The following is a 14,634-nucleotide window of genomic DNA, read 5'->3' on the forward strand; positions in this document are numbered from 1 at the left end:
CCCACCACCCGTACGATCCACCGCCTGACCAGGCACTTCGCAGGCCCCGGATGCTTCCCGCAGCCGGGGCCTGATCCTTGCCTTCCGTCATCCACCTCTCCCCAGAGCCATTCCATCGAGTGACCGATGTCCTATCCGGCTGACGAGGGACGAGGCCCCAACTAGGGTGCGGCGCAAGCGTTCCGGCACTTGGCCCATCGGCATTGCGATGTCAGTGGTGGGTGCCACAGTGGGGGAGTGAGCAACGCCAGGACAGCCAGGACGGGAGGGGGTGAGATCCGGTCGTGACCGGTATGGGTGTGGAGACGGGGGCGCAGGCCGCGCGCTCCCGGGCGCTGGCCGTGCTGCGGATCCGCAGCCGGGCGCTGGCCGTCGCCGTGCTGCCCGGGGCGGTCGCCGTGGTCCTGCTCGCGGGCGGTTCCACCGGCCATCTCGTCGGCCTCGGCTGGGACGTCGCCCGCTGGGCGGTGAGCGCAGTCGCGCTCCTCGTCCTGCTGGCCGCGGGCGGTTTCGCGCTGCTCGTCGCCCGGGCACGGCCCGCGGTGAGTCCGACGGTGCCGATCGCCGAGGAGGCGGCCCCCGATCTGTACCGGTTGGTGCGCGACCTCGCCGACCGTCTCGACGTCCCCGCCCCGTCCGCGATAGCGCTCACCCCGGACTGCGACAGCTGGCTGGAGGACCGCACCCATCCGGCCCACGGTCCCCCGCACGCGCTCGGAGGCGCCGAGGGGACGTCGGGCACCGAACGGCACGCCGCCCAACGCCGTACGGACGCCGCCCCCGTCCTCGTCATCGGCTCCCCGTTCCTGTGGTGGATGCGGGTCGGGGAACTGCGCGCGGTCCTGGCCCCGGTCGTCGCCGGTACGGGGCCTTCCGCACACCCCGACATAGCCGCGGCCCGGCGCTTCGTCCGGGGCCTGGACGCGGCGGCGGCCGTCGCCTCGACGCCGGGCCGCGGTCCCGTGGTCCGCACGGTGTGCGCGGGCCTCGGCTGGGTGGCCCGCCTGCTGCTGCGCGGCTGCCAGGAGCACACGGCCCAGATGGAACGCGGAGTCGCCGCAGCGGCCGCCGAGCGTGCACAGGCTGTGGATTACGGGCTGCGGATCGTCGCGCAGGAACAGGTCGGGCTGGCGTACGCCGGTTGGGACCGTCTGCTCACCCGGGTCGCGCTGCCCGCCTGGCGGATGGGCCGCTGGCCCTCCCGGCTGGACGCGGGCGTTGTCGCGGCCCTCACCGAACTGTCCCGACGCGACCGCCTGGCCGAGGGCTTCGCCTCCCGACTGGGTGAGCGTCCCGCCTGCGACCTGCTCGAAGAGCCCGGCGCGATCGACGAGGCCGCTTCACTGCTCGCCGCCCGCCTCTTCCACGGCGGGCCGGCCGAATCCGGTCCCGCCTGGTCGCCGGTGGACTGGCAGGAGTACCCGGACGAGGTCGTCGACCGCAAGTGGCGCACGGACGCGGCCCGCCTCCACCGCGTCCTGGACACCCTCGGAGTCCGCCGAGTCACCCGCGGCGCGGACAGCGGCCCAACCCTGGCCCGCGTCCTCGACCACCTCACAAACCCACCTCCCGCACACGGCCCCCCACCGGACCCAACGACACCGGAACCCCTGATGCGGGCCTCGGACCGATCAACCGGGACATCGGGTGTGCCGAGGGGCGCATCGGATCTGCCGACCGGCATATCGGACCTGCCGACAGGGGCCTCGGGCGGGTCGGCCGAGGCGTCGGGCGAGTCGACCGAGGGATCGGTCCCCTCGGCCGGGCAGCCGGGTCAGCAGATCGAGGGGCCGGTCTCCCCGACCGGGACATCGGGTGTGCCAATCGGCATATCGGACTCGCCGACGGGAACCTCTGCCCGCCCGACCGACGCATCGGACCAGTCAACTGGCATAGACGCATCGGACCAGCCAACTGGCATATCGGACCAGCCAATTGGAACGTCGGGCCAGTCGACCGAGACTTCGGACCGCCCGACCGAGACTTCGGACCGCCTGACCGAGACCTCGGACCGCCCGACCGACGCATCAGACCAACGGACCCGGACACCGGCGGCCCCCCAGACCCCGACCGCCCACCCACCTCAGGCGCCGGACGCCCCCACCCCCGCCGCCAAGCCCGCCAACCCCCCAACCCTCCACCCGCCCACCCACGAGCCCCCGGAGCCCCTGCTCATAGCCGACCCCCCACCCCCAACTCCCCGCTGCGCCGCCCTGGCCGCCGGGCTCAGTGCGGAGCTGGCGCGGGAGGAGGCCTCTGGTCTCGCCCCCCAGGCAGGCCCACCGGCCGCCGCCCTCGACATCCCCCTCTGGGACGGCGGAACGCTCCCCCTCTTCCCGCTCCAACCCCCACGCACCCCCCGCGAACTGCTCGCCGACCACGTCACCGCGATGGTGTGCTGTGCCGCGATGGACACCGCCGGCGCAGTCCCCGGCCTCGACTGGCTCGACGGCCCGTCCCTCCTGGTCAACGGCGAGCGCGCAGCCGATCTGACCCCCAAGGTGCTGAGCCTCATAGAGGACGGCGACCCGGCACCCCTGCGGTCCTGGCTGGCCGAGGTCGGGATACGCCCGGAGAAGCCGGTACGGCTCGTCTGAGCCCCGACACGGAGCCCCCGACGCGGAGCCCCTTCTTCCGTTTTCGGTCAATTCAAAACGAACCGTGACGGACTCGGTGCGGAATGTGATGTGCTGGGTACTGAACGCGCACATGGCAAGAGCGCTCGACATAGGACGAGCACGCAGGACACGCACCACGCACCGCAGGACCCGCACCACAGGACAAGCACGCACCCGCAGCCGGCACAGCACGACAAAACGGGGCCCGAGGGAGGCGACCATGGGGTCGGAGCAGATCCGCCGCTGGGAGTCGGGAGCACTGGCACACGCCGTGACGGATCCCTTCGGCCAGGGCCCGGTCCCCTGGCTGCGCGGCAGCGAGACGTACTTCGACGACACCGGCCAGGTCGTCCCCTGGTACGTGGACCCCGCCCCCGGCCGGCAGCCCCCGCCCACCGCAACCGGCACCCCCCGCGTCCCCGCCCCCCGCTCCGCCGGCGGCCCCCGCTCCGCGGACGACGTCCACCGCCAGATCAAGGGCTTCACGTCCACCGGCGCGGTCGCACCCGGCGAGGCAGTCGACTTCCACATCACCGTCGACCCGCCCCAGGAATTCGCCGTGGACATCTACCGCATCGGCCACTACGGCGGTGACGGTGCAGCCAAGATCACCACCAGCCCCCGGCTGTCAGGCATCGTGCAGCCCCCGCCGCTCACCGCAGACCGCACGGTCTCCTGCCACCACTGGTGGCTGTCCTGGCGGCTCCAGATCCCGTCGTACTGGAACGTCGGCGCCTACGTCGCCGTCCTCACCACCGCCGACGGCTACCGCTCCCACGTCCCCTTCACGGTCCGCCACCACCACCCGGCCGACCTGCTCCTGCTGCTCCCGGACATCACCTGGCAGGCGTACAACCTCTACCCGGAGGACGGCCGCACGGGCGCGAGCCTCTACCACGCCTGGGACGAGCACGGCCGGCTGCTCGGCGAGGCCGACGCCGCGACCACCGTCTCCTTCGACCGGCCGTACGCGGGCGCGGGCCTGCCCCTCCATGTGGGCCACGCCTACGACTTCATCCGCTGGGCCGAGCGCTACGGCTACGACCTCGCGTACGCCGACGCCCGCGATCTGCACGCCGGCCGTGTCGACCCCACCCGCTACCGCGGCCTGGTCTTCCCCGGCCACGACGAGTACTGGTCGACGAGCATGCGCCGCACCGTGGAACTCGCCCGGGAGTACGGCACGTCCCTGGTCTTCCTCTCCTCCAACACCATGTACTGGCAGGTGGAGCTCGGCCCGGCACCGTCCGGCACCCCGGACCGTCTCCTCACCTGCCGCAAGCGCAAGGGCCCGGGCAGGCCGGTGCTGTGGCGTGAAGTCGACCGCCCGGAGCAGCAGTTGATCGGCATCCAGTACGCGGGCCGCGTCCCCGAACCGCACCCCCTGATCGTGCGCAACGCCGACCACTGGCTGTGGGAGGCGACCGGCGCGCACGAGGGCGACGAGATCGAGGGCCTGGTCGCGGGAGAGGCCGACCGCTACTTCCCGCGCGCCCCGCTCCCCGACCACGACGAGCGTGTCCTGCTCGCCCACTCCCCCTACACCGACAGCGAGGGTGTGCTTCGCCACCAGGAGACGTCCCTGTACCGCGCCCCCTCAGGGGCCCTCGTCTTCGCGGCCGGGACGTTCGCCTGGTCCCCCGCCCTGGACCGCCCCGGCCACGTGGACGCCCGTGTCCAACGGGCCACGGCCAACCTCCTGGACCGCATCTGCAAACGTGACTGACCTGACCCGCTGTCCACGCTCATCCCGGCATACGGGAGAATCGACCCATTGGACAGAACCACGGGGAGGAACCGTGTCCGGATTCGTAGAAAAGCCCGAGCCGATCCAGGTTCCGGGCCTGGTGCATCTGCACACCGGCAAGGTGCGCGAGCTGTACCAGAACGAGGCGGGCGACCTCGTGATGGTCGCCAGCGACCGTATCTCCGCCTACGACTGGGTGCTGCCGACCGAGATCCCCGACAAGGGCCGCGTCCTCACCCAGCTCTCCCTGTGGTGGTTCGACCAGCTCGCCGACCTGGTCCCGAACCACGTCCTGAGCACCGAGCTGCCGCCGGGCGCCCCCGCCGACTGGGCCGGCCGCACCCTGGTCTGCAAGTCGCTGCAGATGATCCCGGTGGAGTGCGTGGCCCGCGGCTACCTCACCGGCTCGGGCCTGGCCGAGTACCGGGAGTCCCGTACCGTCTGCGGCCTCGCCCTCCCCGAAGGCCTCGTCGACGGCTCCGAACTCCCCGCCCCGATCTTCACGCCCGCCACCAAGGCCGAGGTCGGCGAGCACGACGAGAACGTCTCCTACGAGGAGGTCGCCCGCCAGGTCGGCGCCGACACCGCCGCCCAGCTGCGCCAGGCGACCCTCGCCGTCTACTCCCGCGCCCGCGACATCGCCCGCGACCGCGGGATCATCCTGGCCGACACCAAGTTCGAGTTCGGCTTCGAGAACAAGAACCTGGTACTCGCCGACGAGGTCCTCACCCCGGACTCCTCCCGCTTCTGGCCGGCTGACCAGTGGCAGCCGGGCCGTGCGCAGCCGTCGTACGACAAGCAGTACGTCCGCGACTGGCTGACCTCCGCCGAGTCGGGCTGGGACCGCACGAGCGAGCAGCCGCCGCCCCCGCTGCCGCAGCAGGTCGTGGACGCGACCCGGGCCAAGTACGTGGAGGCGTACGAGCGCCTGACGGGCACCACCTGGAGCTGAGCCACGAAAAAGACCCCGGTCGTGATGACCGGGGTCTTTGTCCAGAGCGGACGACGAGGCTCGAACTCGCGACCTCAACCTTGGCAAGGTTGCGCTCTACCAACTGAGCTACGTCCGCAGTGCGCCGTGGCGCGAGAGCAACTATACCCAACCCCGCTCGCGGGCGAGCCGTACCGCCGTATGACGGTTCTCCGCCCCGAGTTTCGACACGGCCGACGACAGATAGTTCCGTACGGTCCCCTGTGACAGCGCGGCCCGCTGGGCGATCTCCGCGACGGGCGCCCCGTCTGCGGCCAGCTCCAGCACCTCGGCCTCGCGTGCGGTCAGTGGCGAGTCCCCGGCGGAGATCGCGTCGGCGGCCAACTCGGGGTCCACGAACCGGTTTCCCGCATGCACCGTGCGGATGATCTCAGCGAGCCGCTGCGCACTGACCGTCTTCGGGACGAACCCGCGCACACCTGCCGCGAGCGCCCGCTTCAGATGCCCGGGCCGCCCGTGGCTGGTCACGATCAGCACCTGACAGCCGGGCAGTTCGGCACGCAGGGATGTGGCCACCTTCACACCGTCCGCCCCGGGCATCTGAAGATCGAGCACAGCCACATCCGGCTCGTGCGCCCGCGCCATCGCCAGCGCCTCCGGCCCGCTGGCCGCCTCGGCGACGACCATGAGGTCGTCCTCCAGGGAGAGCAGCGCGGCGAGCGCACCCCGGATCAGATGCTCGTCGTCGGCGAGCAGCAGGCGCACGGTCACGAGGCGACCTCGCAGTCGGCCGCCGTGAACGGCACCTCCGCCACCAGCCGGAACATCCCGCCACCGACCGGCCCCGCCGCCAGCGTCCCGTCGACCGCGGTCAGCCGCTCCCGGAGCCCGGCGAGACCGGAGCCCCCGCCCGCGGCCCCCAGCCCGGCAGGCCCCGAGCTCCCGCCCCCGGCCCGCAGCCCGCCCGCACCGTCGTCCGCCGCACTGCGGCCCTGCGAAGCCCCGCGGCCCGAACCGCTGCTGTCCGAACCCCGGTCGCCTGTACCTCCGTTGCCGGAACCGTTGCCGGAGCCCCCGCTGCCCGCGCCCCCGTCGGTGACCCCGTCGTTCTCCACCGTGAGCACCACAGTCCCCTCCTTCACCCGCAGCCCCACGACACATCGCCCGGCGTCCCCGTGCCGCAGCACGTTCGTCGTGGCCTCCCGCACGACCCATCCGAGCGCCGACTGCACCTCCCCCGGCAGCCCGGTGACCTCCCCGGTCACCTCGCACTCGATGCCGGCGGCCGTCAACACCCCGTGTGCACCGGCGAGTTCCACCCCGAGGTCGATCTCGCGATATCCCCGTACGACATCCCGTACCTCGCGCTGCGACTGCTGCGCGATCCGCTGCACCTCGATCATCTGCTCCACCGCCTCGGCCCGGCCGCGTCGGGCCAACTGCACGGCCAGTTCGCTCTTCAGCGCGATCACGGCCAGGTTGCGCCCCATCACATCGTGCAGATCCCGGCCGAACCGCAGCCGTTCCTCCGCGACGGCGAGCCGCGCCCGGGTCTCGCGGGCGGCGTCGAGTTCGTAGACGGCGTTGAGCAGCCAGACGGAGAAGACGGAGGTGAAGGCGAGGAACCCGCCCCCGAACAGCACGGCGAACGTCCCGATCAGGGCGTCTCCCCAGGGGGTCCCCAGCGGCAGCGACACCGCTCCGGCGCCCGCGGCGAAGCCGGCCACGACCGCGAACACCCGCCGTCGGCTGCGGATGCCGAGCGTGATGCTGCCGACACCGAAGATCAGGACGATCCCGAAGACCGTGCCGGTGGCGGTGGCGGCCTCGCCCCGGACCGGGAGGTACTTCACGAGCACGAGCGCGGTGACGGAGATCACGGTGCTGAGCGCGCCGAGCGTCCACAGCAGCCGGACCGGCTGCTCGCGCCTGCCGAGCGTCCAGTCCAGAGCCCGCGAGGCGGTCACGGCGCAGACCCCGGCGTGCACGCACACCATCAGCAGGAGCCAGCTCCCCAGCCCCGGCCCCGCCTGGCCGATGACCGGAACCCCGATCGTGAGGAGCTCGGCCACCCCGAAGAAGTGGTACGACCACCGGGTGTACGTCTCGATCTTGGCCGGCGTGCTCTTGCCCCGCCACCAGCTCCCCGGCCCGTGCAATGCCCCGCTCCTCCCGTTCGTCAGCGCCTCGGCTCCCAGCGGAACCATCGCCGTACAGCAAACACCGCGAGCACGGTCCAGGCCAGTGCGGTCGCCACGGCGCCCAGCGCCTCGTAGGCGGACAGGTCCCCGGTCCAGCCGCCGCGCACCAGGGTGATGACCGGCGTCAGCGGCAGCAGTTCGCACACCGAGGCCAGCCGGTCGGGGAGCAGTTCCAGCGGGACGGTGACGCCCGAGCCGAGCATGGACACGAACAGCAGCGGCAGGCTGGTCACCTGGGCGCTCTCGGCGGTCCTGGTGAACCCGGCCGTGACCGCTGCCAGCGCCCCGCACAGCACGAGCCCCAACAGCACCCCGACGACAGCGAGATGAGGAGCGGGCGGAGCCCCGAGATCCAGCAGGACCGTGCAGCCGGCCGCCAGCAACACGCACTGGATGAGCCCGATCCCGGTCGCCGGCAGCGCGGCGCCGACGAGGATCTCCCGGTCGTGCAGCTCCCCTGTGCGCAGCCGTTTCAGCACGAGTTCCTCGCGGCGGACGACATAGGCGCTGGTGAGGGCGGCGTAGACCGCGAAGAGCAGGGAGAAGCCGACGGCGGCGGGCAGGAGCACGGTGCCGACCGTGAGCCCGGCGTCCGCCAGGTCCATCCCGTCGATGGCGGAGCGCGCGCTCAGCGGCAGCAGCAAGGGCACGAGGACCGCGGTGACGAGGGTGGCCCGGCTGCGTACCAGCAGGGTCAGTTCGGCCCGCGCCAGCGCACTCATCCGAGCCGTGACGGTCGTGGTCATGCGGTCACCTCCGCCTTCTCCGTCTCGGCGACGGCACCGCGCCCGGCGATCTGCAGGAACGCCTCCTCCAGCGAGGCCGACCGCACATCCAGCCCCCGCAGTTCGACCCCGGTGTCCCGGGCCCACATCAGCAGTGCGGTGGCCGCCCGTTGCACCTCGTGCGTCCGCAGCCGTACGGCCCGCCCGTCCACCTCGTGCCCGACGACCCCCAGCTCACCGAGGGGCGGCAGGTCTCCCAGGAAGTAGCCGTGGGGCAGCTCGAAGGAGATCCGGGCCGGCTGTGACGCCGTCACCTCGGCCGGTGTCCCGGTGGCCGCGATCCGCCCCTTGTGCATGATCGCCAGCCGGTCGGCCAGCCCCTCCGCCTCCTCGAGGTAGTGCGTGGTCAGCAGGACCGTCGTCCCCGTGTCCCGCAGTCTGCGGACCAACTCCCAGGTGTCCCGTCGCCCTTCGGCGTCCAGCCCGGTCGTCGGCTCGTCCAGGAACAGCACCTCGGGATCGCCGAGCAGGGCGAGCGCCAGGTCCAGGCGCCGCCGTTCACCCCCGGACAGCTGCTTCACGCGTACGCCGGACCGCGGGCCGAGCCCCACGAGCTCCAGCGCCTCGTCCACCGTCCCGCCCGTCTCCCGCCGCCACCCCTCCAACGAGCGGCTGCGCCGCGCACCCCTCTTTGCCCCGCTGGTACAGCCCGCCCACATCCGCACGGTCTCCGCGACGGTCAGCTCCGAAGGAAAACCGCCCTCCTGCAACATGACCCCGGTCCGCGGCCGGACGACGGCCCGCTCGGCGTAGGGATCACTCCCCAGCACCCGCACCTGGCCTCCGGCGGGCGCCGCGAGTCCCTCCAGCAGTTCGACGGTGGAGGTCTTGCCGGCGCCATTGGTGCCCAGCAGCGCGAAGAGCTCGCCACGTTTCACGTGGAACGTGATCCCGCGCACAGCCTCGAACCCGCCCCCGTACACACGCCTCAGGTCGGTGACCTCGATCACGTGCTCGTGCTCGTGTTCCTTCGTGTTCATGACCACAAGCATCCCGGCGGCCGCGGCCCGGCAGGAGTGCACGGTGTCACCACTCGGGATGACAAATGTCAGACGCCGGCCGTCCGCACCTAGGCCAAAGGCCCCGGTCGATGACCGGGGCCTTTGTGACTGGAGCGGACGACGAGGCTCGAACTCGCGACCTCAACCTTGGCAAGGTTGCGCTCTACCAACTGAGCTACGTCCGCATTGCTCCCGATCAGCTTTCACTGACCGGTGCGAGCACCAGCCTACCTGATCCACTTGAGTGGTCGGGACGGCGATGCAGAGCGGGTGACAGGGATCGCACACTGCGCCTTCCCCCTGGAAGGGGGATGTTCTACTACTGAACTACACCCGCATGACTCCGTGGGCTGGGCTTTTCCGCCTCGCCCCTCGGCGTGCTCCAGACTCTAGCTGATCACCAGGGGTGCTGCGCAAGTCGGCTCCTGCGAGGGGCGCGTGAGCGGCCGAGCCCGGAGCCCGTCCAGCTCCACGGTGCGGGCTCACCGGGCCGCGGCGAACGCCTCGTAGACCTTCTTCGGGATCCGGCCCCGCGCGGGCACGTCCATCTTGTTGGCCTGTGCCCAGGCCCGAACGGCCGCCGGGTCGGGGGCGACCTCCGTCTGCCGATAGGCCTTGCCCGACTTCGACCGCTTGCGGCCGGCTTCCACGTACGGCTCGAGCGCCTTACGCAGTTTTTTGGCATTGGTTTCGTTCAGGTCGATCTCGTACGACTTGCCGTCGAGTCCGAAGGCGATCGTTTCCGCCGCTTCCGAGCCGTCGATGTCGTCAAAGAGAGTGACTACGACACGCTGCGCCACGAATATCGGTCCCTTCGTGCGGCACCTCGGTGATGACGTGCCAAGACGTCATGGAGATGCCGCGGAGATGTCGGCTGTCGGCCAGTTATCGGGGAAAGTATCGGCTATTGCCAATTCATTTGTACAGTGCTCGGCAAAGCAATGTGAAGCCCGAGTAAATCTCCCCGCGTGTCCAGGATTCAAGGGGGAGGGCGGCGACTTCGATTGAGGGTGGTGGGGGGAGGTGGGCGGGCGCAATAGCCATCGCGTGCGGATCCTGGATCTTTCCCAGAACTTTTCGTGAACGGGTCACTCCGATGCCGGATCGTGATGATCAACCCGTAGCTTCCTACAACTCTACCCGCGTAGAAATTTTGTGCGGGTAGTCTGAAGGAACCTGCTCAGCACCACACACCGGGAGTGCCAGTGGCACGCGTCGTAGTCGACGTCATGCTCAAGCCGGAGATCCTCGACCCCCAGGGCCAGGCGGTGCAGCGCGCACTGCCGCGGCTGGGTTTCGACGGGATCTCGGACGTACGTCAGGGAAAGCGATTCGAACTGGAAGTTGAGGGGCCGGTCGACGAGGCCGCGCTCGCCCGCATCCACGAGCTTGCGGAATCCTTCCTCGCCAACACCGTGATCGAGGACTTCACCGTCAAGGTGGAGGAAGTCGCGGGGGCTGCGAAGTGACCGCACGTATTGGCGTCGTCACTTTTCCGGGCAGCCTCGACGACCGGGACACACAGCGTGCGATCCGGCTCGCGGGCGCCGAGCCTGTTGCTCTCTGGCACAAGGACAAGGACCTGAAGCAGGTCGACGCCGTGGTGCTGCCCGGCGGTTTCTCCTACGGCGACTATCTGCGCGCCGGGGCCATCTCCCGTTTCTCGCCGGTGATGGAGACCGTCATCGAGCAGGCGAAGTCCGGACTTCCGGTCCTCGGCATCTGCAACGGCTTCCAGGTTCTCACCGAGGCCCACCTCCTCCCGGGCGGGATGCTCGGCAATGACCATCTGCACTTCATCTGCCGCGAGCAGAAGCTGCGGGTGGAGAACGCGGACACCTCCTGGACCAGCGACTACACGGCCGGCCAGGAGATCCGCATCCCGCTGAAGAACATGGACGGGCGGTACGTCGCCGACTCGTACACGCTCGACCAGCTGGAGGCGGAGGGCCGGGTCGTCTTCCGCTACCTGGACTTCAACCCGAACGGTTCCCTTCGGGACATCGCCGGCATCACCAACGAGGCCGGCAACGTCGTGGGCCTGATGCCGCACCCGGAGCACGCCGTGGAGCCGCTGATCGGCACCGGCCGCACCGACGGCCTCCCCTTCTTCACCTCGATCCTCAAGAAGCTGGTCAACGCATGAGCAGGACGCCTCTGGACACGGTCGAGCACGCGGCCGCGACCCCCGACGTCGCGCTGCCCTGGGCCGAACTCGGCCTGAAGAAGGACGAGTACGAGCGGGTCGTGGAGATCCTCGGCCGCCGCCCGACCGGCGCCGAACTCGCCATGTACTCGGTGATGTGGTCCGAGCACTGCAGCTACAAGTCCTCCAAGGTCCACCTCCGCCAGTTCGGCGAGAAGGCCCCCGAGTCCGACGCCCTCCTCGTCGGCATCGGTGAGAACGCCGGTGTCGTGGACGTCGGCCAGGGCTATGCGGTCACCTTCAAGGTCGAGTCGCACAACCACCCGTCGTACGTGGAGCCCTACCAGGGCGCCGCGACGGGCGTCGGCGGCATCGTCCGCGACATCATCGCGATGGGCGCGCGCCCGGTCGCCGTGGTCGACCCGCTGCGCTTCGGCGCGGCCGACCACCCCGACACCAAGCGCGTCCTCCCGGGCGTCGTCGCCGGTATCGGCGGCTACGGCAACTGCCTGGGCCTGCCCAACATCGGCGGCGAGGTCGTCTTCGACCCCTGCTACCAGGGCAACCCGCTGGTCAACGCCGGCTGCATCGGCGTCATGCGGCACGAGGACATCCACCTCGCGAAGGCGTCCGGCGCGGGCAACAAGGTCATCCTGTACGGCGCCCGGACCGGCGGCGACGGCATCGGCGGCGCGTCGATCCTGGCCTCGGAGACCTTCGACGACGCCAAGCCGTCGAAGCGTCCGGCCGTCCAGGTCGGCGACCCCTTCCAGGAGAAGCTCCTCATCGAGTGCACCCTGGAGGCGTTCCGGGAGAAGCTGGTCGTCGGTATCCAGGACCTGGGCGCGGCCGGTCTGTCCTGCGCGACCAGCGAACTCGCCTCCAACGGCTCCGGCGGCATGACGGTCGTCCTCGACGACGTACCGCTGCGCGACTCCACGCTCTCGCCCGAGGAGATCCTCATGAGCGAGTCGCAGGAACGCATGTGCGCGGTCGTCGAGCCGGGCAAGGTCGACCGCTTCCTGGAGATCTGCGAGAAGTGGGACGTCATCGCCACGGTCATCGGTGAGGTGACCGACGGCGACCGCCTCGAGATCTTCTGGCACGGCGAGAAGATCGTCGACGTGGACCCGCGGACGGTCGCCCACGAGGGCCCGACGTACGAGCGCCCGTACGCCCGCCCCTCCTGGCAGGACGCCCTCCAGGCCGACGACGCGGGCAAGCTCCCGCGCCCGGAGACCTCCCAGGAGCTGAAGGACCAGGTCCTGAAGCTGGTCGGGTCCCCGAACCAGGCCTCCAAGAAGTGGATCACCTCGCAGTACGACCACTTCGTGCAGGGCAACACCGTCCTCGCCCAGCCCGAGGACTCCGGCATGATCCGCATCGACGAGGAGACCGGCCTCGGCGTCGCCATCGCGACGGACGGCAACGGCCGGTACGCCAAGCTGGACCCGTACAAGGGCGCCCAGCTGGCCCTCGCGGAGGCCTACCGGAACGTGGCGACGACCGGCGCGAAGCCGCTGGCCGTCTCCGACTGCCTGAACTTCGGCTCGCCTGAGGACCCGGCGGTGATGTGGCAGTTCGCGGAGGCGGTGCGGGGCCTGGCGGACGCCTGCCAGCAGCTGGGCACGCCCGTGACCGGCGGCAATGTCTCGCTCTACAACCAGACGGGCGAGGCGGCCATCCACCCGACCCCGGTCGTCGCGGTCCTCGGCGTGATCGACGACGTCGCTCGTCGCACGCCGGTCGGTTTCCAGGAGGAGGGGCAGCTGCTGTACCTCCTCGGCGACACGCGTGAGGAGTTCGGCGGTTCGGCCTGGTCCCAGGTCGTCCACGACCACCTCGGCGGCCTGCCGCCCGAGGTGGACCTGGAGCGTGAGCGGCTGCTCGCCGAGATCCTGATCTCCGCCTCCCGCGACGGAATGATCGACTCCGCGCACGACCTGTCCGACGGCGGTCTCGTCCAGGCCGTGGTCGAGTCGGCGCTGCTCGGCGGCAAGGGCGCCCGTCTGGTCGTCCCGGACGGTCTGGACGCCTTCACCTTCCTCTTCTCCGAGTCGGCCGGCCGCGCGATCGTCGCCGTCCCGCGCTCGGAGGAGGTCCGCTTCAACGACATGTGCGGCGCACGCGGCCTTCCGGCCACCCGCATCGGTGTCGTGGACGGCGACGCGGTCGACGTCCAGGGCGAGTTCGCGCTCTCCCTGACGGAACTGCGCGAGGCCCACGAGGCGACGATTCCGGCGCTGCTGGCGTAACCACTCGCACGACCTCGAAGGCCCTGTCCGGTTGCCGGGCGGGGCCTTCTGGTGTCCGTACCCACGTCACCGCTGTCGCCGAGCGGCGTGCCTGCACGGACGTGAAGTTCCCGGCCCCGTCGACCTTCCGAGGGAAGAACTAGGCTCCGACCATGCCCCCGGCCAAGAAGCGCCCCCGCACCTACGACCCCGCCAAGACCCGCGCAGCCGTGCTCGCCCAGTTCGGCAACGTACGGGAGGCCGTCCGCAGCCTCACCCCCGAGCAGCTGGCCCTGTCCACCCGCCTCGGTGACTGGACCGTACGGGAGTTGATCGCGCACACCGGGATGGCCCTCGCCGCGGTGAGCCGGCTGGTGCGGGAGCCCGCGCCCGCACGGCAGGACGCGCGGCTGCTCGACTGGCCGTTCGCGATCGCCGACGACGCCCCGGGCATCGCCGACACCGCCCGTCACCTGGCCGAACAGCACCCCGACCTGGACGCCCACCTCGCCGGCCTCGAGCAGCGCTTCACCGCCGACCTCGCCGTGCACCCCGGCACCCGGCTGCTCCCCACCAGTGCGGGCGCCCTCCCGCTGGCCGACTACGTCGTCACCCGCACCGTGGAACTCGTCGTCCACACCGACGACCTGAACGCAGCCGTCCCCGGCCTCGGCATCCCCTACGACCGTCAGGCCCTCGCTGCCGCCACCCGGCTGCTCGCCGATGCGCTCGCCGCGAAGGCACCCGGCGGGGCGACCGAGGTGCGGATCCCGCCCTACGCCGTCGTGCAGTGCGTCGAAGGCCCCCGGCACACCCGCGGCACCCCGCCCAACGTCGTCGAGACCGATCCGCTGACCTGGCTCCGGCTCGCCACCGGGCGGATGGAGTGGACCGAGGCCGTCCGCGAGGCGAAGGTGAGCGCGAGCGGGGAGCGGGCGGATCTGGGGGAGTTCCTGCCCTTGATGCGCTGA

The 14,634-nt window shown here is 71.0% G+C and carries 12 protein-coding genes and 3 tRNA genes; 7 read left to right on the top strand and 8 right to left on the bottom strand.

All coding sequences use genetic code 11. The features are described from left to right. Positions 1-284 precede the first annotated feature (284 nt). The 3 genes from ACFV7R_RS17945 (at position 285) to ACFV7R_RS17955 (ending at position 5,317) form a co-directional block, all read left to right on the top strand. Complete coding sequence (locus ACFV7R_RS17945) at positions 285-2,597, top strand: hypothetical protein (protein WP_385264344.1); 2,313 nt, start codon at positions 285-287, stop codon at positions 2,595-2,597. Between the two features lie 241 nt (positions 2,598-2,838). Further along, positions 2,839-4,344, top strand: coding sequence for a N,N-dimethylformamidase beta subunit family domain-containing protein (locus tag ACFV7R_RS17950; RefSeq protein ID WP_385264346.1), 1,506 nt, complete (start codon positions 2,839-2,841; stop codon positions 4,342-4,344). A gap of 73 nt (positions 4,345-4,417) precedes the next feature. Then, complete coding sequence (locus ACFV7R_RS17955; RefSeq protein WP_385264348.1) at positions 4,418-5,317, top strand: phosphoribosylaminoimidazolesuccinocarboxamide synthase; 900 nt, start codon at positions 4,418-4,420, stop codon at positions 5,315-5,317. Positions 5,318-5,362: 45 nt separating this feature from the next. Here the strand turns inward: ACFV7R_RS17955 and ACFV7R_RS17960 are convergent. The 8 genes from ACFV7R_RS17960 to ACFV7R_RS17995 all read right to left on the bottom strand — a co-directional run bounded on the left by ACFV7R_RS17960 (position 5,363) and on the right by ACFV7R_RS17995 (position 10,083). Continuing rightward, a tRNA-Gly gene (locus ACFV7R_RS17960) sits at positions 5,363-5,435 on the bottom strand. Between the two features lie 23 nt (positions 5,436-5,458). Further along, complete coding sequence (locus ACFV7R_RS17965) at positions 5,459-6,067, bottom strand: response regulator (protein ID WP_385264349.1); 609 nt, start codon at positions 6,065-6,067, stop codon at positions 5,459-5,461. Beyond that, a complete protein-coding gene (locus tag ACFV7R_RS17970; protein ID WP_385264351.1) occupies positions 6,064-7,503 on the bottom strand; it encodes a sensor histidine kinase in 1,440 nt (479 codons plus the stop codon). Before ACFV7R_RS17970 ends, ACFV7R_RS17965 begins: the two co-directional genes overlap by 4 nt. After that, complete coding sequence (locus tag ACFV7R_RS17975) at positions 7,476-8,243, bottom strand: ABC transporter permease (RefSeq protein WP_385264352.1); 768 nt, start codon at positions 8,241-8,243, stop codon at positions 7,476-7,478. The genes ACFV7R_RS17970 and ACFV7R_RS17975 overlap by 28 nt, the downstream gene beginning before the upstream one ends. Continuing rightward, positions 8,240-9,262 carry an ABC transporter ATP-binding protein gene (locus ACFV7R_RS17980; RefSeq protein WP_385264354.1) on the bottom strand — a complete coding sequence of 341 codons (1,023 nt, stop codon included), beginning with the start codon at positions 9,260-9,262 and terminating at the stop codon, positions 8,240-8,242. The genes ACFV7R_RS17975 and ACFV7R_RS17980 overlap by 4 nt, the downstream gene beginning before the upstream one ends. A 130-nt stretch (positions 9,263-9,392) precedes the next feature. Then, a tRNA-Gly gene (locus ACFV7R_RS17985) sits at positions 9,393-9,468 on the bottom strand. An 80-nt stretch (positions 9,469-9,548) separates the two neighbouring features. Further along, positions 9,549-9,620: transfer RNA gene (locus ACFV7R_RS17990), tRNA-Gly, on the bottom strand. Positions 9,621-9,765: 145 nt separating this feature from the next. Beyond that, positions 9,766-10,083 (bottom strand): Lsr2 family protein, encoded by a 318-nt coding sequence (locus ACFV7R_RS17995; protein ID WP_129798635.1) that lies wholly within the window; start codon positions 10,081-10,083, stop codon positions 9,766-9,768. 405 nt (positions 10,084-10,488) lie between these two features. On the opposite strand from ACFV7R_RS17995, the gene purS reads away from it, so the two are divergent. From purS to ACFV7R_RS18015, 4 genes are all read left to right on the top strand, one after another. Further along, entirely contained in the window at positions 10,489-10,752 is a 264-nt protein-coding gene (gene purS, locus ACFV7R_RS18000; RefSeq protein ID WP_129798634.1) for a phosphoribosylformylglycinamidine synthase subunit PurS, read from the top strand. Beyond that, a complete protein-coding gene (gene purQ, locus ACFV7R_RS18005; RefSeq protein WP_385264356.1) occupies positions 10,749-11,429 on the top strand; it encodes a phosphoribosylformylglycinamidine synthase subunit PurQ in 681 nt (226 codons plus the stop codon). Before purS ends, purQ begins: the two co-directional genes overlap by 4 nt. Continuing rightward, on the top strand, positions 11,426-13,684 hold the full coding sequence (purL, locus tag ACFV7R_RS18010) for a phosphoribosylformylglycinamidine synthase subunit PurL (RefSeq protein ID WP_385264358.1): 2,259 nt from the start codon (positions 11,426-11,428) through the stop codon (positions 13,682-13,684). Before purQ ends, purL begins: the two co-directional genes overlap by 4 nt. A 152-nt stretch (positions 13,685-13,836) precedes the next feature. After that, on the top strand, positions 13,837-14,634 hold the full coding sequence (locus ACFV7R_RS18015; RefSeq protein WP_385264359.1) for a sterol carrier family protein: 798 nt from the start codon (positions 13,837-13,839) through the stop codon (positions 14,632-14,634).

This window comes from Streptomyces sp. NPDC059866, assembly GCF_042731325.1.
GTDB lineage: Bacteria > Actinomycetota > Actinomycetes > Streptomycetales > Streptomycetaceae > Streptomyces > Streptomyces flavusporus.

Excerpts from the sequence above, each read along its gene's own strand:
- ACFV7R_RS17950 (WP_385264346.1), top strand. The coding sequence starts at position 2,839 with ATGGGGTCGGAGCAGATCCGCCGCTGGGAGTCGGGAGCACTGGCACAC.
- ACFV7R_RS17975 (WP_385264352.1), bottom strand. The coding sequence starts at position 8,243 with ATGACCACGACCGTCACGGCTCGGATGAGTGCGCTGGCGCGGGCCGAA.
- ACFV7R_RS18015 (WP_385264359.1), top strand. The coding sequence starts at position 13,837 with ATGCCCCCGGCCAAGAAGCGCCCCCGCACCTACGACCCCGCCAAGACC.
- ACFV7R_RS17970 (WP_385264351.1), bottom strand. The coding sequence starts at position 7,503 with ATGGTTCCGCTGGGAGCCGAGGCGCTGACGAACGGGAGGAGCGGGGCA.
- purL (WP_385264358.1), top strand. The coding sequence starts at position 11,426 with ATGAGCAGGACGCCTCTGGACACGGTCGAGCACGCGGCCGCGACCCCC.
- ACFV7R_RS17980 (WP_385264354.1), bottom strand. The coding sequence starts at position 9,262 with ATGAACACGAAGGAACACGAGCACGAGCACGTGATCGAGGTCACCGAC.